Source organism: secondary endosymbiont of Heteropsylla cubana, assembly GCF_000287355.1.
Classification (GTDB): Bacteria; Pseudomonadota; Gammaproteobacteria; order Enterobacterales; family Enterobacteriaceae.
In genome coordinates, this window is the sequence record NC_018420.1 from 276,658 (window position 1) to 298,975 (window position 22,318).

The 22,318-nt window shown below is 28.4% G+C and carries 10 protein-coding genes; 5 read left to right on the forward strand and 5 right to left on the reverse strand.

What is annotated here, in order from left to right:
* The first annotated feature begins 678 nt into the window (after window positions 1-678).
* The 3 genes from A35E_RS00685 (at window position 679) to pal (ending at window position 6,795) form a co-directional block, all read left to right on the forward strand.
* Window positions 679-1,902 carry a phosphopentomutase gene (locus tag A35E_RS00685; RefSeq protein WP_014888754.1) on the forward strand — a complete coding sequence of 408 codons (1,224 nt, stop codon included), beginning with the start codon at window positions 679-681 and terminating at the stop codon, window positions 1,900-1,902.
* 112 nt (window positions 1,903-2,014) lie between these two features.
* Window positions 2,015-2,734 carry a purine-nucleoside phosphorylase gene (gene deoD, locus A35E_RS00690; protein WP_014888755.1) on the forward strand — a complete coding sequence of 240 codons (720 nt, stop codon included), beginning with the start codon at window positions 2,015-2,017 and terminating at the stop codon, window positions 2,732-2,734.
* 3,548 nt (window positions 2,735-6,282) lie between these two features.
* A complete protein-coding gene (gene pal, locus A35E_RS00695; RefSeq protein ID WP_014888756.1) occupies window positions 6,283-6,795 on the forward strand; it encodes a peptidoglycan-associated lipoprotein Pal in 513 nt (170 codons plus the stop codon).
* 1,089 nt (window positions 6,796-7,884) lie between these two features.
* Here pal and era read toward each other — a convergent pair.
* From era to lepA, 4 genes are all read right to left on the reverse strand, one after another.
* Window positions 7,885-8,859: a GTPase Era gene (gene era / locus A35E_RS00700; RefSeq protein WP_014888757.1), complete on the reverse strand. Its 975-nt coding sequence runs from the start codon at window positions 8,857-8,859 to the stop codon at window positions 7,885-7,887.
* Window positions 8,856-9,536 (reverse strand): ribonuclease III, encoded by a 681-nt coding sequence (gene rnc, locus A35E_RS00705; RefSeq protein ID WP_014888758.1) that lies wholly within the window; start codon window positions 9,534-9,536, stop codon window positions 8,856-8,858. Before rnc ends, era begins: the two co-directional genes overlap by 4 nt.
* Window positions 9,537-9,694: 158 nt before the next feature.
* Entirely contained in the window at window positions 9,695-10,690 is a 996-nt protein-coding gene (gene lepB, locus A35E_RS00710) for a signal peptidase I (protein ID WP_014888759.1), read from the reverse strand.
* Window positions 10,691-10,705: 15 nt separating this feature from the next.
* Window positions 10,706-12,505 carry a translation elongation factor 4 gene (gene lepA, locus A35E_RS00715; RefSeq protein ID WP_014888760.1) on the reverse strand — a complete coding sequence of 600 codons (1,800 nt, stop codon included), beginning with the start codon at window positions 12,503-12,505 and terminating at the stop codon, window positions 10,706-10,708.
* A 2,256-nt stretch (window positions 12,506-14,761) separates the two neighbouring features.
* Between lepA and gltX the strand changes: the two genes are divergently transcribed.
* Together gltX and bioD are read left to right on the forward strand one after the other, a co-directional pair.
* A complete protein-coding gene (gene gltX / locus A35E_RS00720; protein WP_044105183.1) occupies window positions 14,762-16,186 on the forward strand; it encodes a glutamate--tRNA ligase in 1,425 nt (474 codons plus the stop codon).
* 2,470 nt (window positions 16,187-18,656) lie between these two features.
* Window positions 18,657-19,349 (forward strand): dethiobiotin synthase, encoded by a 693-nt coding sequence (bioD, locus tag A35E_RS00725; protein ID WP_014888762.1) that lies wholly within the window; start codon window positions 18,657-18,659, stop codon window positions 19,347-19,349.
* A 986-nt stretch (window positions 19,350-20,335) separates the two neighbouring features.
* On the opposite strand, the gene bioB is transcribed toward bioD, so the two are convergent.
* A complete protein-coding gene (gene bioB / locus A35E_RS00730) occupies window positions 20,336-21,376 on the reverse strand; it encodes a biotin synthase BioB (protein ID WP_014888763.1) in 1,041 nt (346 codons plus the stop codon).
* Window positions 21,377-22,318: the final 942 nt, after the last annotated feature.

Here is a 22,318-nt window from a genome sequence, read left to right on the forward strand (position 1 = left end):
AACCACTAATATAAGTTTTAATTTCCTTAAAGTTAGATAGATCTGCCTAAAAAAATAAATTCTATCAATCGACTCACTAACATCAAGCATTGCAGCTATAAAAATTTTTAATACTTTTCTATCTAAATTTATAATTTAACAAATTTAGATGTTATACCACTAAAAAACTAATTGTATAAATTAATTTATTTATACAATGACAAGTTTTAACATTTTTTCAATTACAAATGTTTATTTGTAGATGAAATACAACCTAATATCAAGACTTAATATAATCATTCCACAACAATTTCCGTTGTTCCTAGTATAGTTAATAAATTAATCATTTGTCATAGTTAATATTAGGTATAATAAATAGCAATTCAATTGCTGTTGAGATAAGTTTAAAATTTAAAGATTTACAACCTGCAAGAGACAATGAGAAAAAATATTTAATACTTTAATATACAATATCTGGATAAAACAATCTGATAATTGTTTATGTAAATAAAAATAGATAATTAACTCTTAAAAAAAAATAAGTTTTGACCTAAGTATCTTCATGCCGTAAGTTAAAGAAAGCGTATGTTTTTATCTACTCTTTCTTCTATGCAAGCCATATCCTACTCTACAATTTAAAACAGTTATTCGTCTGATATTACGCAGAGACAGATATGCTATCTCAAACTGGAGAAAAAAATGCAACGTGCATTTATCATAGTGCTAGATTCTTTTGGTATCGGAGCGTCAAAAGACGCTAATCGGTTTGGGGATGAAGGAGCAAATACGTTAGGGCATATTGCTGAATTCTGTCATCAGAGCGCTGCCATTCAAGAACGAGAAGGAGAATTGAATCTTCCTAATCTAACTCGTCTTGGTTTGGGGAAAGCCGCGGAACAATCTAGCGGACGATTCCCCCCCGGGCTAGATATACAAGCAAAAATTATTGGCGCTTATGCGTATGCTAGTACAATTTCTTTTGGAAAAGATACGCTATCAGGGCATTGGGAAATTGCGGGTGTTCCAGTACTATTCGACTGGGATTATTTTCCATCGCAAAAAAATACTTTTCCACCAGAGCTTTTAAGTGCATTAATATCTCACGCTAACCTTCCAGGTTTTTTGGGAAATTGCCACGCTTCAGGATCTTTAATACTCGATAGACTGGGAGAGGAACATATGCGCACTGGAAAACCAATTTTTTATACATCAGCAGACTCGGTCTTTCAAATAGCGTGTCACGAAGAAACATTTTTACTTAAACGACTGTATTCATTATGTCAGATTGCACGTGAAATATTAATCGAGGGAGGGTACAATATCGGACGCGTTATTGCTAGACCTTTTATTGGGGAGAAACAAGGAAATTTTATTCGAACTGGCAACCGACGCGACTTGATCATATCACTTCCATCAGTAACAGTTTTGCAAAAGTTGGTTGAAGAAAAAGGTGGAACAGTCGTTTCTATCGGTAAAACTAGCGATATTTATGATAAAGTTGCTATTAGCAAGAAAGTTAAAGCTAGCGGATTAGACGCCTTATTTGATGCAACAATTGAAGAAATAAACTCTGCAGGACAGAACACCCTTATATTTACTAATTTTATTAACTTTGATTCTGATTATGGTCATCGACGAGATGTTTCCGGATACGCGAATGCATTAGAACTTTTTGATCGTCGTTTGCCGGAATTAATGTCTCAACTAACAGGGAATGATATTATGATCCTCACAGCCGATCATGGATGTGATCCTACATGGAAAGGAACTGATCATACTCGTGAACACGTTCCAATTTTGATTTATGGAGATAAAATTCTTCCAGGTTTTTACGGTCATCGTAGCACCTTTGCTGATATTGGGCAAACAGTATCACGTTACTTTTCCCTCTCTCCAATGGAATACGGAACAGCGATTTTTTAATACTCAATCAATAATTCGTGCTCGTAAATAATATAAATATTAGGTTTAATTGATCACATTCTGCATTAAAGATATAGTAGTAAATTATTCACTACACAAGGAATATTAAATTATGTCAACACCGCATATCAACGCTGAGAAAGGTGATTTTGCAGAAGTAGTGCTAATGCCTGGAGATCCATTGAGAGCACAATATATTGCTAATACCTTTCTTTCTGAAGCAAGAGAAGTAAATCGAGTTCGCGGCATGTTAGCCTATACAGGGAAGTATAAAAACTTTCCAATCTCGGTTATGGGACACGGAATGGGAATCCCATCTTGTTCAATTTATGCAAAAGAACTAATTACTGATTTTGGAGTCACACAGATTATTCGCGTTGGTTCTTGCGGAGCTATTCGACAGGATATTCGTATGCGCGATATTGTTATCGGAATGGGTGCAAGTACTGATTCTAAAGTTAACCGTATTCGCTTTAAAGATAATGATTTAGCTGCCATTGCAGATTTTAACTTACTACGTAATGCAGTTAATTCTGCTAAAGCCTTAAATATTCCAGTACATGTTGGAAACATTTTTTCTGCTGATCTTTTTTATGCACCACATCCTGAAATATTTGATCTTTTAGAGAAATATGGAATTCTTGGCGTAGATATGGAAGCAGCAGGGCTCTATGGAGTTGCAGCGGAATTTGGTGCTCGTGTCTTGGCAATCTGTACTGTGTCAGATCACATTCGCAGAGGGGAATCTTTAAGTCATGATGATCGTCAAAGCACTTTTAACGACATGATTCTTGTCACTCTAGAGTCAGTGTTACTTGGAAATAAATATTAACAATAATAACACACAATGAAATCTTTCAGAAAAAGATATTTTTTCATTCGATTAATTTATACAGTTTGTTTTAAAATATCTCTATATACTGTAAATATTTAAAATTAGATACAATACTCTTATAAAATTATTTTATTAATATTCCTACACATATGCTTATCAAGCATATAAATAAATAATTATGAGTCTTTTCTTGTCTCAATTTCGACTATTATACATATGTGAGTACATAAAAAAATTTTTATGTAAAAAAATATTTTCTATAAAAATAGAGAATGTTTGATTGTATTAAAAGAAAGGTTATTTATCTTTTTAAAAAAAAATATTTTTTTTAGAAGAAATCTAAAATTAATTTTATTTCTTTTTCCTGATTAAACCCTCAAAATAGTGACAAAATAAACATTTTTTTATTTTAAAAAAAACTATCTAGCAAAATTTTTAATCACTGATTAATAAAATTTTTAATTAAAAATTAGTATATTCTAATTTTGATCAGATAACAGAAAGAACTATTTAATAGATGCTCTTTACTCTTTTTTTTTGAAAAAAAGCAATTAGATGTAAAAGATTTTTATGTGTTTAAGTTTACATTGTTCTACCCTTATCATTAAGATACGTATTACTTTTTTCCTACAATAGACACTTATTTTAATACATTGAGTACGTGAAAAAATTCAGAGCCATATTAAGGTTTAATAACACCATTAACACCATTCGATAAAATTTATTGTTCACTTTAGCAAGATGTTTCAAATAAAAAACTGATTTTAAAAAAAATGTTAGTCTCGAGAAAAAAAACAACCGCAATTACTTCACTAATCATACTAATCTGTATATTTATGTCTGTTTCAACACTAATGGATGACATCAATTATTCTATTAAACTTTTTTATAGAAAATATGCAAAATCAATATAAACAAATAATAATCACAACATCTTCTCAATCAAAAAAAATACTAAAACCATATATCCATCTTGTTTGTTTTAAATATATACATTTTAATTTCAATACTTTCGGATTAATGTTATAATGGAAAGACATGTTATTATAATTCAAAATAATATCCTCGTACTTGACTAAAATAAAAATACAAAAATTATTTTTAATGACAACATTCTTATGTTGTTACAAAAACTAATAAAATTGATGAATGTAATCTCTTTGTTACAAACAATATAAAATATCCAATGAAGTTTCTTCGAAAAAAAATAATTTTTCTATAAACAAGAATAGGGTTGCATCATCTATGATGACATAATTAATATACTAAAATTATTATATTAAGACGAAATATGCTAATTTTATTAAACGCTTCTATCTAAAAGCTTTTTCATAAAGTATACTTAAATCCAATGAAATCTTATTGATAATCAATTTTATAGTAAGTTCCTGTAAAACTTTACGAGCTTCATAGTAATATGCTCTCTTTGAGAGTTTATCTTTAACTTCTTTGAATTATTATATAAATCTACAGTGCTACTTATAAAATTTACATAAAACATTTTAAAACCGACTTAAAGAATCAACACAAAAATTATTTAAAATCAATCGATTAGTAGAATTAAAATTATTAATCAACAATGAAAGCGCTTATAACAATCATTAATGATATGTTAAGCAACGACTCCTTTTGAAATCCAAGAAAATTAATTCTGAACAAAAAAACGTTATAGAATATTTTATCATCATAAAAAAAAGTAACTATGAATGAGTTGAAACTAATTTATCTTTAAAAGAGATAATAAAAAAGTGGTAATAAACAACTGCTTCTTCCTTAATAAAAAAAACAAAAAAAACTAACCCTAAAACAAATAACGAAATCGCTTCATCATCTTAAAAAAAACAAAAAAGTATAATCAACATGCAAATGAATCTATTAAAAAAATCTTATACTGATAACAAGAATCTATTTAAAAAAACAAGAATTTATTAATCTATACAAAAAATTATAATAATATGATTCAACATCATTGACACTCTCTTTCATGCTATTTTTTTTTGGGAAAACAGAAGATTGAATTTAGCAATCTCATTAATCTTACAAATTAGTATTCATAAAAAACAGATTTTCAAAATAGACAGTAAAGCTCTATGATGATAATAGTGATCATAGAAAAGCCTGAAAGCGCGTTAAGTTATATTGTTCTTTAATCGTATTCTGGCATTAATTAATTTCATCTCTAACGAAAGAATGTTATGTGAAACAACAATATCTTCAGTATAGTTAAAGAAAATCACAACACAAATACTTAAACGATCTAGACTATATAAGGTTTTTTTCAAAAATCAAACTTGAATTTTTATCCAAATTAAATAATCTAGTATTATTTAACTTATAAATTTTATTATACTACAATAATGCCTATATCCATAAAATCAGTGTTGAGGAAAAGAAATAACTTAGATATTGAGAATAGGATTAATATCCTTTATTTTATGGAATTCTATACGACATGAAAAACATAAGTGTTAAAATTACTAAAAAATCAGATAAAGAAAGATTCATAGATATCGTACCATTTAATTGGGCTAGACTAGAAAAGTTTTTCTAAAGACGCTACTTTATATTATTGCTAGTGATGTGACCTACACGTCACATACACGATCTAAACACTCGTTCAGCACTGATGTTGCATATTTGTTATGTTGTTGAAATCGAATTCGTTTTTCTTGAAAAAAACTACATAGTAATCAAGAAACTGTCTTAAATCCAAAATTAATTTTAACTTTAAAGAAAAATGGCGACGTTATGCTATTTATGCCAGAAATAATGAAAATTTTGAAAAACCTATTTAATATCAACAACAGAGGAACTATTTACACCCATACAACTTACATTGTAAAAAAAACACAGGAGCATCCTTTTATGAATTACATGTTTTAGATTACGATGATTACAATCCAATTTTCATATATCGTTTGTCTGAATTAACGATTGCACCAACTTGGTCTTCTAATAAAAAAAACTAGCTTTTTCTTTATCGAAGACAGGAAGTCTTCATTTGTATATAATGGAGATATTTCCTTACGGAAGATTAATCAATTAACCGAAGAACGCAACAATAATACGGAGCCGACTTGATTTTTTTTTCGATAGCCTGAAACTGGTTTATACTCCCGAGCAAGAAAAATGCTCATAAGTTTGCAACATGCATCTTTACAAATACAACAATAGATACAATATCTTTTTTTGAGGTTGATACCACAATCAAGATGCAAAAAAAAATCAGTGCAGACAGTATGTTTCTAGTTATAGTTAGCAGAACTTATTACAAATTACACAAAAGTAAACTAAATCTACACACACGATCAATCTAGATATTAACTAACACATTCCTGTATGAAATAATTAGCGTTACTCTAAACGATACATTAGTAATCTACACCATTTCATCACAAGAATCACATTCCGTATTACATGTTGTTTCTGTACTAATGGTAGTTTTAAAACTCATCTTTTGATAAAAATGTGGTGGGCAAGCTAAATTCCCTGTCTGTTGACCTTATCTATAATATAGATATAACAAAAAATAAAAGGAATATGATATGCAATTAAAAAAAGTTCTAAAAAAAATAATAATGGTACTACCTGTCATGGCTATTGCTGCATGTAGTTCTTATAAAAATGTAAACAATGAAGATAAATTAGAAATAGAAAGCAATATAAATAGAGAAGAAAATGCTATTACCAGTATTTCCGATCAAGATGCTTTTCTTCAAAAACAAGATGTTCAGAAAAATAACATCGTTTATTTCGAATTTAATAAATATGATATTCGACCTGAAGATACTCATATTCTTGACATGCATGCTGACTTTCTTCGAACGAAACCAAATTGTACAATAACCATTGAAGGTCATACAGATGAACGAGGCACCCCAGAATATAATATCGCTCTGGGTGAACGCCGTGCTAATGCCGTGAAAATGTACCTACAAACTCAAGGTATATCCGAAGATAGAATGACTATTATTTCTTACGGTAAAGACAAACAACTTGCAATAGGACATGAAGAATCTTCTTATGCTAAAAACCGTCGAAGTGTAATACTTTATTAAATAACCTGCCTAAGAAGAAATAGATTTATATTTTGATAGTATATCAATTTTATTAATAAGTATGGCGGCCTTAATGGCCGCAACCAAAAAATATTAAGTAATAACTTTGCTTTAAAAGCTTAATAAAATATCAATTTCTAATTTAAAGCACATGTTAATATCAATTTATTATACCACTAAATTTAAGAAAATTAAAATCACGTCTCTTAACTGATTAAGGTCTAATCTCAAAAATTTAATACACTTATTCCTTCTAGTCAGAAATAATGATAATTATTATCTCGACAAATAAAATATTTCATGTTAAAATAATAGTATTTACTTATAGCTAAAATAGACCTTTACAAGTTTCTATAAACCTTAAAAAGTAATACTACTCTTAAAGTAAGACGTTAAGTTATTTCTGATAAGCCTATAAAACATCATAAAAACATTAAAACCATAATCAATAAGTCTTAATGACTATTAAACTAAAACTTTTTATGTAAAATTTTAATATAAAGATCTTAATTAGTTATCAACATCTGATAAAAATCAAAATTTTATGATATTAACAGTTAAATTTAACGATATTTTTTATCTAATAAAATTTATCTGATCGAATCATTTCTGTTAAAAGTTCACACGATCTTAAATTCAAATTTAAAACATACTCTCAACACAAAAGGGTATGCTTTAAAAGCATAATGAATAAAAAAACTCTTGAGAGTAGAAAATATAAAACTATCTTCATATTTAATCGATATAATTTAATTTGAATTCCTATTAAGATATTTAGTGTAAAATAACGAATAAACACTTTAGAAGATTTAAATAATAAAAAAACAACATTTATATAATAAATTAATACTTTTAATAAAATTACTTATAATTAACATCTCTGTTTTACAATAAGACTAACTCTTAAAGGTTTACTGAAAATAAAAAAATTAGTCAGTAAAACTACACTTCACTGAAAAGAAATATCATGAAAATATATTTCTATTTTTTTAAACCCAAAATTGACTAAAACTTATAATAAAAGATTTTTAATTAAACTTTTTCATAAAAGAATAAATGGAAACTGGGACTGAATAACGTTTCATATCCTCAAGAATATGAAACGTTTTCGTTTGTTAATAAGTTATTTTTTAAATAGTCTTCTGTGCTTACATACAACTTATTAATATGTTTAAAATTATTGTAGTTATTCTTATCAGATAAGATAACTGGTTTAACTTTTATCCATAATTTAAGATGCACGCGCTTATTAAAAATAATTTCTATGTCTTTTCGAGCTTCAATGCCAATTCTTTTAATTTTTTTTCCTTTATTGCCAATAATTATTTTTTTTTGCCTATTGTGCGCCACCCAGACCAATCCGTGAATTTTATAATCGCCGCAATTATTGCTAGTAACATCTGATACCTCTACCGTAATGGAATAAGGAAGCTCATCGCCAAGTAAACGCATAAGTTTTTCACGTATGGTTTCCGAAACTAAGAATTTTTTAGAACGGTTAGTTACATAACCTGCTGGAAAATAATGTATGGATTCCGGCAAAGTTTTGCGTACAATCTTTCCTACAGCATCAATATACATATCGTTTTTGGCTGATATAGGCAATATACCATAGAACGACATTTTTTGACTAAGAAAAGATATATATGGTAACAAAGACTCTTTTTTTTCTAAATTATCTATTTTGTTAATCGCTAAGATAACTGGACGGTGAATCTGATTTAGTGCTTTTAAAACCATTTCATCTTCTGATGTCCAATTTATACAATCTACTACAAAAATTACTAATTCTACATTATAAGTTGCATTGCTACTAGTGCACTTATCGATTAATTTATTAATTGTCTGTATTTTTTCAACATACAATCCTGGTGTATCTACATAAACAATTTGATATATACCTTCTGTTTGAATACCTATGACTAACTCACGCGTAGTAAATGGTTTTCGCGAAGTAATCGATATCTTTTTCTTGACCAACTTATTTAGTAGAGTCGATTTTCCAACATTTGTACGACCTACTATAGAAACATAACCACAATAAGTCTTATGTTTTTCACTCATGTGATCTCCAGCAACTTAAGAGTTTGTTCTGCTGCGGCTTGCTCGGCCTTACGACGACTTGATCCATTACCGATTACGGGATAAGGAAGACTTACCACCTGACAATGTATAGTAAAATTTTGCTTGTGAGCTTCACCTTCTACTTCAACAACATGATAGGTTGGTAAAGGTGCATGACATCCTTGCAAATATTCCTGCAGTCGAGTTTTCGGATCTTTTTGTTTATTACCAGGACTAATTTTATCCAATCGGAAACAATACCATTCAAGAATCAACTTTTCGACAGTTTGTATATTACTATCCAAAAATATACTACCAATCAATGCTTCTACTGTATTAGCTAAAATAGATTCACGACGAAAACCACCGCTTTTTAATTCTCCAAGCCCAAGTCGTAAATAATCGCCCACATTAAACTCACGTGCTAATTCTGCAAGAGTATAACCACGGACGAGCGTTGCTCGCATTCGGCTCATATCTCCTTCATCGACTCGAGGAAAACGTTGATACAAATCATTTGCGATAACATAACTGAGTATAGAGTCACCTAAAAATTCTAGTCGCTCATTATGTTTGCTGCTAGCACTACGATGCGTTAAAGCTTGGAATAATAATTCTTGATGTTGAAAAAAATAACCTAGATTTTTTTGAAGCGTATTTATTGAAATAGAATTCATGCGTTACCAATAACTTACTGATAAATAAAAATATCTTTAAAAAACCGCAATACATAAATTTTTAAAGAAGTTTTGTACTCTTCTTCAAGAAGAAGAAATCATTTTTATATAGAAACTATTCTATAATTAACCAAACAATATAATGTTTGAAAAACTGATTAATGAACAGCTCCAATGCGATTGAGACGAACTCCTATAGGCCATTCTCCTTCTTCTTTATCCAGACTCATCCAAATCATTGTTGCTTTTCCTACCAAATTTTTCTCGGGAACAAATCCCCAAAAACGACTATCAGCACTACAATCTCGATTGTCCCCCATCATAAAATATGATTTCTCGGGAACTACCCATTCTCCCAAGCAATAACCAGGCTGTTGATAATAACTTTTTATATTATCTTGTTTTCCTTTTACGGTTAAAATTTCATGGATTACATCACCTAAAGATTCTTTATTCTTTGTCTGATCTAATGAGGGAATGTTTGTTTCATTGTCAAGAAAAACCTGCAGGCAATCAGTTCTCTTTTTTTGAATATTATTTAAATCTAAACTTTTATCAAAATTATCAAAATGAAGTTCATTATAAGTAATTTTTAGTGATTTTTTTAATTTCATTACACTATTATCAGTATAAGGATATATTATTAAATGCTTATTAACATAATCATAAATAATATGATCACCTGGCAATCCTACGACACGTTTAATATAATCTAACTTGGGGTTGAGGGGGTATTTAAACAAAACTAAATCACCGCGTTTAGGATAACTAGTTTTCATTAAAGTTGTTTGCGTGATAGGATTTTTCACACCATAGGCAAATTTTTTTACTAAAATAAAATCACCAACTAATAATGTTGGCTTCATTGAAGATGAAGGAATTTGAAATGGTTCTAAAATAAATGAACGGACTAAAAAAATTATGCATAATACAGGAAAGATTGAAGCACAACTCTGAAGCCGCATTAGATTACGATCCATATAAAGTGTGTTATTATTCTTCGAAATTTCATTTATGACATATTGTTTTTGCCTCATCGCGACTTTTTGGTTTAGGAATGGATTAATCAACTTTTCTTTAACTTTAAATAAACACCAAAGAATGCCGCTACTAAATGTCGCAATTGCTAACATTAAAGTAAATATATTAGCCATGTCAGCTCCTAAAACTTATTTTTTATTATTACCTGCATTCAGCATTATCAAAAATGCTTCTTTTGGAAGATTTATATCACCAATTTTTTTCATACGTTTTTTTCCTTCTTTTTGTTTCTTTATAAGTTTTTTCTTGCGACTTACATCTCCACCATAACATTTTGCTAGAACATTTTTGCGTAGTTGTTTAATAGTCGAGCGAGAAATAATATGCTTACCAATAGCTGCTTGGATAGTAATATCAAACTGCTGTCGAGGAATTATTCCTTGGAGCTTGTCAACAAATTCTTTTCCACGGATAACCGCTTTATCTCTATGAGAGATTAGCGATAACGCATCAACTTGTTTTCCATTAATCAAAATATCCACTCTCACCATATTGGCATTTTGAAAACGTTTGAATCTATAATCCAATGATGCATACCCACTCGAAATAGATTGTAATCGATCAAAAAAATCGACTACTACTTCTGCCATCGGGATTTCATATGTCAAGGCTACATAATCTCCATGATATATCATGTTTGTCTGAATACCCCTCTTTTCAATACATAGGGTGATTATGTTTCCCAAATAAATCTTAGGTAACAATATATTACATTCTGCGATAGGTTCGTGAAATTCATAAATAGAATTCAAGACTGGTAGCTTTGAAGGATTATCTATATATAACTTCATGTTATTTGTTGTCAAAATTTCATAAATCACCGTTGGGATAGTAATAATAAGGTCGAGAGCATATTCTCGCTTAAGACGCTCCTGAATTATTTCCATATGGAGAAGACCAAGAAAACCACATCGAAACCCAAAACCAAGTGCACTTGAACTTTCTGCCTCATAAACAAAAGAAGCATCATTAAGGCTAAGCTTACCGAGAGCATCTCGAAATGCCTCATAGTCATCTGCACTTACCGGAAATAAACCAGCATACACTTGTTGTTGGATTTTTTTAAAACCAGCTAATGCTTTATGAGCTGGATCTCGTGACAAGGTTAAAGTATCCCCTACTGGCGCACCGTGGATATCTTTAATACCACAAACAAGCCATCCAACTTCACCACAATGCAGAACTTCACGCTCAATACGTTTAGGAGTAAAAATACCTAACTGACCCGCATCATAGTGTTGACCAGTGCTCATAACTTTAACTTTTTCTCCTTTTCTTAAAATACCATTTTTTACTCGAATTAATGAAACAACACCTAAGTAATTATCGAACCAGGAATCAATAATAAGCGCTTGTAACGGGGCTATCACGTCTCCATTTGGCGGAGGAATATCATGTAAAATCCGTTCGAGTAAATTTGGTATACCTATTCCAGTTTTTGCTGAACATCGCACTGCATCGCTTGCCTTAATACCAATAATCTCTTCAATTTCTTTAGACACTCGATCAGGGTTAGCTGTAGGAAGATCAATTTTGTTGAGCACAGGGACAACTTCTAAACCCATATCCAATGCAGTGTAGCAATTTGCTAAAGTCTGGGCTTCCACCCCTTGTGCAGAATCAATGACTAATAAGGCACCCTCGCATGCAGCAAGAGAGCGGGAAACTTCGTAAGAGAAATCTACATGCCCTGGTGTATCGATAAAGTTTAGTTGATAAATTTTACCATCATCAGACTTGTAGAATAAGGTTACGCTTCGAGCTTTGATGGTAATGCCGCGTTCACGCTCTAGATCCATAGAATCAAGAACTTGAGATGCAATTTCAGACTCTCTTAAACCTTTGCAGATTCTAATTAAGCAATCAGATAGCGTGGATTTTCCGTGATCAATATGAGCAATAATAGAGAAATTTCGTATATTCTTCATGTTGGTAATTTACTATGTAGACTGGAATATAAAGAAAGTATCGGAATAATATTCTGTTTTTATAAAAATAATGTTTAGAATTATCTGAATAAAAGTATATCAAATGGAACTATATTCTCAAAAAAGCAAAAGGTCGTTAAAAAACTATTATTTGAGATATCTTGATTAGAATACGGAATTTTGAACAAAATGCAGGTTTAAGAATTAGATTTTTCTTACATTAGACTGGTTATTTTTTTAACAACTGTTTTATTTTTACTATTAACTAGCGTGAAAAACTCTTATGAAAGAAATATTTTAGAGCATGGTCATTCTCACTACTATTATATAAGCAGTATGTGCTATTCCGATGATAGCTACGATAGTTCCGTTTTACTAATCAAATAAACTTAAATATTTTCTATAAAAAATATACAGTAGACAGTAAAATATAAAAAATTTTGATTATGTGTATCGAATCTATTAAATATTTCTTTTTTTTAGTTGTTTTTAGATATGCGTATTCTATATTTTTTATCTTACAAGAATTTATTATATTTTTAACATTAATATACGAACTATTCGTAAGCATACCTTATCGAACGAATTAGTATAGTTGATCTGTATAAGTATTGTATTAATTTATAATACTAAATTCAAATATTTAAAAAATAATTGGTGCAACATTATCACTTGAATTATATGATAATTTTATTATACTATATGTTGTGAAAGTTTAATCTTTTTTTTGATATTACATACCATTTAGTAATAGTATTAATAATTTAATCTTATTATTTTATACTCTAGGCATAATACAAAGATTGTATTTTTATGTTATTCTTATTGCTTAAAATTTTTATTTTCTAACGCAAAGACAAATAAATATAAATTTATCGCAATTAATTATTTCATAGTAATCAATGTTTCAGTTGACTTGCTGATCTAAAAATAAAAAAATATAGATATTTTTATAACTAGTCGCCTCACAAACTCCCGCTTAAGAAGCGTATTCTTAAAAACTTAATAAAACCAAATAAACGGTTTTCTCACCTAGATAGGTGAGATCTAAATATATTTAATTAACACAAAATTTATCTATGCTTTTTATTTTTTTTTAAAACTATATTAAAAATATTTTATAAGATACACATGGAAACAACTTTTATAATTCTATTATAGAATAATATTATTAAAATTAATAACTGTTAATAATAAAAAAAATCAAAACAAGTAATTCTCATAAAATTTTACTTAAAAAATAGTAAATTTTACTAAAAAAATATTATATTAATAATTATTTTAGTAAAAAATTGATTGAAATCATACTTTCCTTATTCTTAATCGAATAAAGTTGTTATGAAATGCTCTCGATTTAAGATGTACATATAATTTCCTTGTTTTATAATTTAAATCGCTTTTTTTAAAATTTTAATGTTCATCACACGAAAGAGTTCATAAATTTATAATATGCTTTATTTTTTTATAGAAAACAAAAGTAGAAAATTCACAAACCTAAAAAAAACAACTGATTAATACAATTAAAAATGTTGCAATTAAGTCAAAAAAAATAAATAAAAAAAACATTTATAAACATTAGCATATTTAATTAAGTATTATCATCATAATTAATAATAAGTAGAAATATCGCATTTAAGATGCATATGACTAAAGATAACTGGATATATAGAATTATGTTACTTCAAGATCCCTCTATCATATAATTATAATAGTGAGAATAGAAATATTCTCATCATTTTCATAGAATAAGTTTACTTGCAAATCTAATAAAGATTCGCTAACGTTGCATATCTCAAATTGAGAGAGTTAGAAGGATACAATAAAAAATCATGTAAAATATTTTTATATATTAGTTGTTCAGATTAATTATTAAATGTAACTTAACTATAAAAAACATTACATGTATAAAATACAAATAACAAAAAAACTATACTTTAATTAATATTAAGTATAAAAAAATATTTTACTTAAAAGTTTTTTTTTGATAGATCAAGTTAGTAATGTTGTCTAAGTTTATACATGCAAATATATATGATAAAATAAACAATTTAAAAAAATATTTTCAACACTTTTAAAAAAAATCTCCTAATAAAAATATTCGAAAATTCATTCAAAAAGCCAATTACTATTTGTTATCATAAGTTCTATATAGGATTAAACCCTAGCTCCTACTAATAAAATGTTTTAACATTTCTTCTTAATTTTTACAAAAATTTTCAGCTATTTACTCCTCCATTAATAAAGGCAATATGGATGATGAAAATCAAAACTCGTTTTGCGCCCAGTCCCACCGGTTATTTACATCTCGGGGGTGCAAGAACCGCACTCTATGCATGGCTATTCGCCCGAAAATTAGGTGGAGAATTTATTTTACGTATAGAAGACACTGATTTTAAGCGATCAACACAACAAGCAATTGATTCTATTATAGAAAGTATGAATTGGCTTAAACTTGATATAGATGAAGGACCTTATTTTCAAAGCAAACGTTTTAAACGCTATAATATGGTTATTCATGATATGCTTTTAACAGGAACTGCCTATTATTGTTTTTGTTCTAAAGAACGACTATATGAATTGCGTTCCGAACAAATAGCCAAAGGGGAAAAACCACGCTATGATGGTCGATGCTACAAACGATACAAACATCATATCGAGGATAAAAAGAACCCTTGTGTCGTACGTTTTCGAAACCCACAACACGGAAAAGTTATTTTCAATGATCTTGTCCGAGGATCCATAGAATTTGATAACGAAGAACTCGATGATCTCATTATTCGTCGCAGCGACGGTTCACCAACTTACAACTTTTGTGTAGTAGTTGATGATTTTGATATGGCAATAACCCACGTTATCCGCGGAGAAGACCACATCAATAACACCCCGCGCCAAGTTAGCATTTTTAAAGCGCTCGGAGCTCCAGTCCCTTCCTATGCACACGTATCAATGATACTTGATGAAAACGAGCACAAACTGTCTAAACGCAATGGAGCGGTAGGAGTTATGCAATACCGTGATGACGGTTTTTTACCAGAAGCACTCTTAAACTATTTGGTGCGTTTAGGGTGGAGCTATGGCAACAAAGAAATTTTCACTATTGAGGAAATGAAGACACTATTTACTCTTGAGTCAATTAGTAAATCTTCTAGTACTTTTAATAGTGAAAAACTACTATGGTTAAATAATTATTATATTAACACACTAGAAGCAGGCTACGTTGCAACTTATTTAGCTTGGCACATTGAACAGCAAGGGATTGATATACGTTCCGGACCAAAGTTGCCAGACCTTATCAAATTACTAGGACCTCGCTGCAAAACTCTTAAAGAAATAGCGGCTACTTGCAGATACTTCTACGAAGAATTTCATGAAGTTGATATCCATATAGCTAAGAAATATTTATGTCCTCTATCAGCCGTAATACTAGAAGTAATATTAATGAAGCTAAAATTATTGACCGAGTGGACGCCAAATATGGTGCATGTGACAATTCAGGAAACGTCTAAAAAATTAAACATAGACATTGGTAAGATATGTATGCCACTACGTGTTGCAATTACTGGAGTTACTCACTCTCCTCCGATGCATCTTACTGCACATGCTATAGGTAAGTCTCGCTGTATAGATCGCATTATTAATGCTTTAACCTTTATTAAATATTATGAGAAAGAAAAAATATGATAAAAAGTACAAAAATATAAAAATCTTTTTAAAACACATACATTAAAATAATATAAATTATAAAATAATGTCGATAAATCAATGTAATCACTATAGTTGACAAATGAATTATACTTTGTCTCGACATATTTTTCTTGCTAAATCATGGATAAAATGTCCTCTAAATAGACATATTGATCTTCTAAGTTATGATAGTTTACAATCAGTTAAGTAATACAAACAAAACGAGAGTTACAAAAAAGTAAAAAAAATATTAGCAGATTCAAAAAAACAGCAAATTTACTTCGTAAAATACGATTTTTAAAATTTCATAAAAACTCATATGAATTTTAATTAAAGTTTAATTATTAAAATGTATGTTTTCTACAGTTTGATACGAACACCGAATATTTTTATTCATATCTACGAAATAGGCTTCTAGTTTTTTATACAAAAATATTACACAATTTTTACTACTATATCCTACAATAACTACAATTATTAACTTTTATAGCTATATGTTAAAATAGTTATACGTTTGATAAATAAAAATCATAAAAATTCTATTTAATCGCCTGGAAATTTTATTGTTACGATAATATAAATATGTAAGATTTTTACATTACGTACACTTTTTATGCTATTATGTGGGTTAAGTCAAAAATCAAAAACTGAATCAAGATTTATAGATATCCATCTCCCATGTTTATATTCAATAGATTTATAATCCTACAATTAGTCTTCGATCATTTTTATATATCTAATAAAAAAATCCGTAGAACTTTTCTATACATAACACATCGATAATTATAAAATTTTAATGATTAAATTAGTAGGTAGATCTATTGATCTAATCAATAAATCTCCTTTTTACTAGTAACACTTTTTATTAAAAAAAATTATGAACTGATAGCAGAAGACATAGAACTCAGAGATTGCTATACCTGACGCATCCAGGTTTTTGATCAAATGTTATGTAAGGCTAACAATTGAATAGCAAAAATTCTTGGTTAAGTGTATTGCTATCACTTATACAAATCTTCTTTAGACACTTCTCCGCCTAAAAGAACTTTTTTACCTTTAATATACTTTTATAAATAACATAGCTCTCTTTGAGAAGAGTTAATTATATTACAGTACTAACCCTAATGTTTTTTCATTTAACTTAAAATAAAAACATAAACTTGCATCAATGTACACTTGATTGAATTAAATCTATATTAATAGAATTAATACTATTCTTCGACTTAAAATATTAATAGCGACTTTTCTTAAATAAATTTTTTTTATAAAGAACTACATGCTACGTCGTCTTTTTTTAATACTTACCTATATTAAATATTCTAAATAATAAGGAGGAATTTAATTCTTTTTATAAAAGCTATTAACTTTATCTTTGCCAAGATAATAATATGATATTAGATGTTTACTTTCTTTTCTTAAACACACTCCACTATTTCTTCGCAACATATTATTCACTTTTTATACATTATTTTTTATTATAATATTAATTAACTAATATTATTTTTTAGATTCTTTTGATACATTTCATTGATCAGATCGAACATCAAATTTATTACTTGTTACAACTAATAACGGTGAAAACAAAAAAAACATTTCATGTTCAATCACATATATAGTAATAGCACTACACTCATGCATTATATGATAATTGTATTACCTGTGTTGCCATATGAATACCCTTAACTTTTTGCTTAGGTAAATAACAAGATTTTTTTTAATTGATAAAATATCGATTTTGATCAATTAAAAAATCTTATTTTACTAGGAAAAAACTTTTAATTAAAATCAACATATAAACTTTAATAGAAAATTTATTAGATGTTCGCTCATTTTGAAATAATCTTTAAGATATCTTAATAACAACTAAATATCCGTTTGAATATAAAAGTTAATGCTAATAATCTCTATATTGTAAATCATAAGGGTTATATTTTTATTTTTATATTTCAAGAAAAAACAGAGATCTAATGTTTTTTTAAAAACTGTTTTATTGAAAATAATAATTACTACACACACTAGTGTAAATATTACAATACAATAAGAATATTAAAAAAAACTAATGAAAATTTTTATTTTTTAGTTAGATAAATTTAATAAAATTAAATTGACTTCAATAAGATTGAATAAACGAACAATAATTATAAAATAACTAAATACTATAATTAATATTATTAACATCTTAAAAATTCGACTAAAAACTCTAATTTAGAGTAAAATCTCTATAAAAGTTGCCGTAATAACTTTTATAAAAATAAAAAATAATCTTTTCATAAACTTGTTAATATATTAACTTGTAGCTTCTTAAGAAGAAACATTTAACATATCAAGATACAACTTAAAAATGTAATATCTTAAAATGTAAGATTTGTGGATTTTTTTTAAATCCGAAAAATTAAGAAGATATCATACAACCCTTATTTTAATAAGGTTACCGGTAGCTTATTGCGTAATTTACGGAAAATTTATTGTGACTAAACGTTTTTTTATAACTGGAACTGATACCGATATTGGTAAAACTTTAGTAGCTTGCGCATTGTTACAATCTATTACAAAAGCTGGTTATCGTACTGCTGGTTATAAACCAGTAGCCACAGGATGTGAAATGACTCCCGAAGGACTACGCAATCACGACGCGTTAGCCTTAATAAAAAACAGTAGTGCTACTCTTTGTTATGAACAAGTTAATCCGTTAGCATTTCTTTCACCAACATCCCCTCATATTGCCAGTCGTGATGCCGGGCAATATATTGATGTTACGCTTCTATCAGCTGGACTTCGTAAATTAGAGGACCTCGCAGAATGGGTGATTATAGAAGGTGCAGGAGGGTGGTTTACTCCCTTAGCAAAATCACTAACTTATGCTGATTGGGTTATCGCGGAACAACTCCCGGTAGTAATGGTCGTTGGAATAAAGCTTGGTTGTATTAATCATGCACTGTTAACACAACTAGCAATCGAAAACGCAAAACTCCCATTGTTAGGGTGGATCGCTAATCATCCTATACATTCTAGTCATCAACTAAACGATTATATCCTAACACTAACACAATACCTTAATGCTCCTTTCTTAGGAGAGATTCCCTGGCTTAACGTATTAGATCAAGATAATTTAACTAACTACATTAACTTTTCTTATCTTGAAACATTAACTCATAAATAATTTTATTAAAATATAGCAACTAACTCTTTTTAAATAAATATTTAATTTATAAAAAAATACTATTTAAATTTTTTATAAAAATTCTTAGACATTTTAACAAAAAAAATGATATCCATTTGATTATATTAAAAATATTTAAAATTTATTATTTTTTTATAAAAATAAAAATATAGTTTTCTTTATTTAAAACAATCAATTATCTATCATTTACTTACTTATCTTTATATGTGTACTAAAAATAATTATTTTCAAAAATATTGTATATAGATTTTCAGAATTATATTTTTATAGATCAAAAATCTAATGTCTATATCTAACATTATATAATATAAAAATTATATAAATTTTGTTTTTATATAATTAGAATTTATGTATGTTTTTATCTTTTTAAAAATTTTAAATTTATAAAAACAATAATATTCGTTTTATCCCTAAAATCTAAAAATTAAGTTTCTACCTTTATAATTAATTAGAGTTATCAAATAACATTCATTTCTTATGATATATATTTTTTTGTTTAATAAAAAAATTTATATGTATTAAAAATAATAATATAGCAATGTTTTTAAATATTCACCAAAAAAAATACTCATTAGTAATAAATGTTTCTATAATAGGTATTATTAATCGAACTCTGTTTAAAAAAAAAGAAAATAGATATAAAATCTCATCCAATAAACAATTAATAAATTAAACCTACAAGAAAAATAAATTTTTCTCTATTTTAAGCAAGTGAAGGTATTGTTAAATTAAACTATTGCAAACAAAAACATTCTATTTGATAGCAAAAATTGCAAATAACACATCTATTTCAACGTTAATTAATAATTTTTATGAAAAACAAGCTTATAACTTAACAACAAAGAAGAGACAGGGTGAAAATAATGATTCATTTCTCACCAAGCCTCTTATTTAATATCGCTTACCTTTTTCTTGATTTCTTAACTTAACTCTCTATAAACGACTATATATTTATAAATCTAACATTAAGGTGCTGCATTATAATAATGCGATGTATCTGAAGTTAGAAGTGCTTCAGTTAGTTGTGCTTCTTGTGCAATATCGCCTTGAGAAGAAATATTATGCTCTATATTAATACCTAACTTTCGAAATAGTGCTTTATCAGAATCCTCGGCTGGATTAGGCGTCGTTAATAACTTACATCCATAAAAAAGGGAATTAGCACCCGCCATAAAACATAAAGCTTGAGTTTGTTCATTCATCTGCTCTCGTCCCGCAGATAGACGAACATGTGAGTACGGCATCATAATTCGAGCTACTGCGATAGTTCGAATAAATTCAAATGGATCTAAATAATTCTCACTATCCGCTAAAGGGGTTCCTTTTACTTTTACTAACATGTTAATAGGGACGCTCTCCGGAGGCGTAGGCAAATTAGCTAACTCTACCAAAAGTCCCGCACGATCGTGAACATCTTCTCCCAATCCAACAATACCACCAGAACATACTTTAATTCCAGCCTCTCGAACTTTACTAAGAGTATCGAGTCGATCTTCATAAGTACGAGTCGTAACAATATTGCTATAAAACTCAGGTGATGTATCTAAATTATGATTATAGAAATCTAACCCAGCAGCTGCTAGGCGTTGTGCTTGATTCTCGTTAAGCATACCAAGTGTCATACACGTTTCTAACCCCATATTTTTTACACCTTTTACCATTTCTTCAAGAAGTGGCATATCTCTTTCATGGGGATTTTTCCAGGCAGCTCCCATACAAAAACGTGTTGAGCCAGCTTCAAGCGCTTTACGAGCAGCGCTCATAACTTGCTCTAACTGCATTAGACGCTCGCTTTCTAGTCCAGTATTATACCGCGCACTCTGCGGACAATACTTGCAATCTTCAGCACAAGAACCTGTTTTAATTGACAGCAATGTGCTGACTTGTACTTCACTTGCTTTGAAATGTTTTCTATGTACTTGTTGTGCTTCAAACAATAAATCAAGAAATGGTTTATTAAAAAGCGCTTCGGCTTGCACCTGCGTCCAGCGTTGAGAAGTTGACATATTAGTTATCCACAGTTTTTAAAAGGAAATAGGTGTCGTCAGTGTAGAGCGTACCACGACGCTGTCAACTATAGTTTGTCTATTTACTTTCTAAAATTGTTTAATCTAATCTACGCTCCTTATTATAAAATAATAATAACTGCAATTATATCTGAAACATAGAAAACTTCATAAGTTACCCTGTAACTTTCATATCTTCTATGACCTCTGGTAAAAGTAACTGCATATTTTTTAAAAAAAAATAAAAGACAGACCGACTAATACAATAACATCTAATATTTAGATTAACCTGTAATCTAATTACATAACAACTAATATACTAAAAAATTTATTAATTGTTATCGATTTTTATATTTAATTTGACAATATAACTCTGACTTTACACTAAATAAAATTTAGCTCGGTAAGGTTGTAAGTATTGAGAAAAAAATAAATATATAGGAATAATTCACAATAGGTTATCGGCTATTATCAAGTAGAGAGAATAACCCTTAATTGGCTATTAATCACTACACAAATACTCTATTATAACTATATTTTAGCAATAAATAATTTAGATAAGATCTTCTAACTTTTTATGGTATTAACCAAAAAAAATTATTAAATCTACATTTAAATTTTATGAAAAATAAAAAAAAGGAAAGAACATCGTTCTTTTAGTATAAAGAACTAACTGAAGATAAATAAATTATCATCTAACAGTATTAATGTTTATAACCGATGATAAATAAATTTTAAGTTAAAAAAAAATAATTTTATTTTATTCAAAAATATCAAGATATTGATCATCTTGATACCTAAAAACGACGTACTCAAATATCAAAGCATTATTGCATGTTTACAAAAAAAAAGAATTAAAAATCAAAATACTGTCGACTTATTTTTATGGATACAAATCCATACATCAAATTAAAACTTTAAAAAATATATTTAAGTTCACCT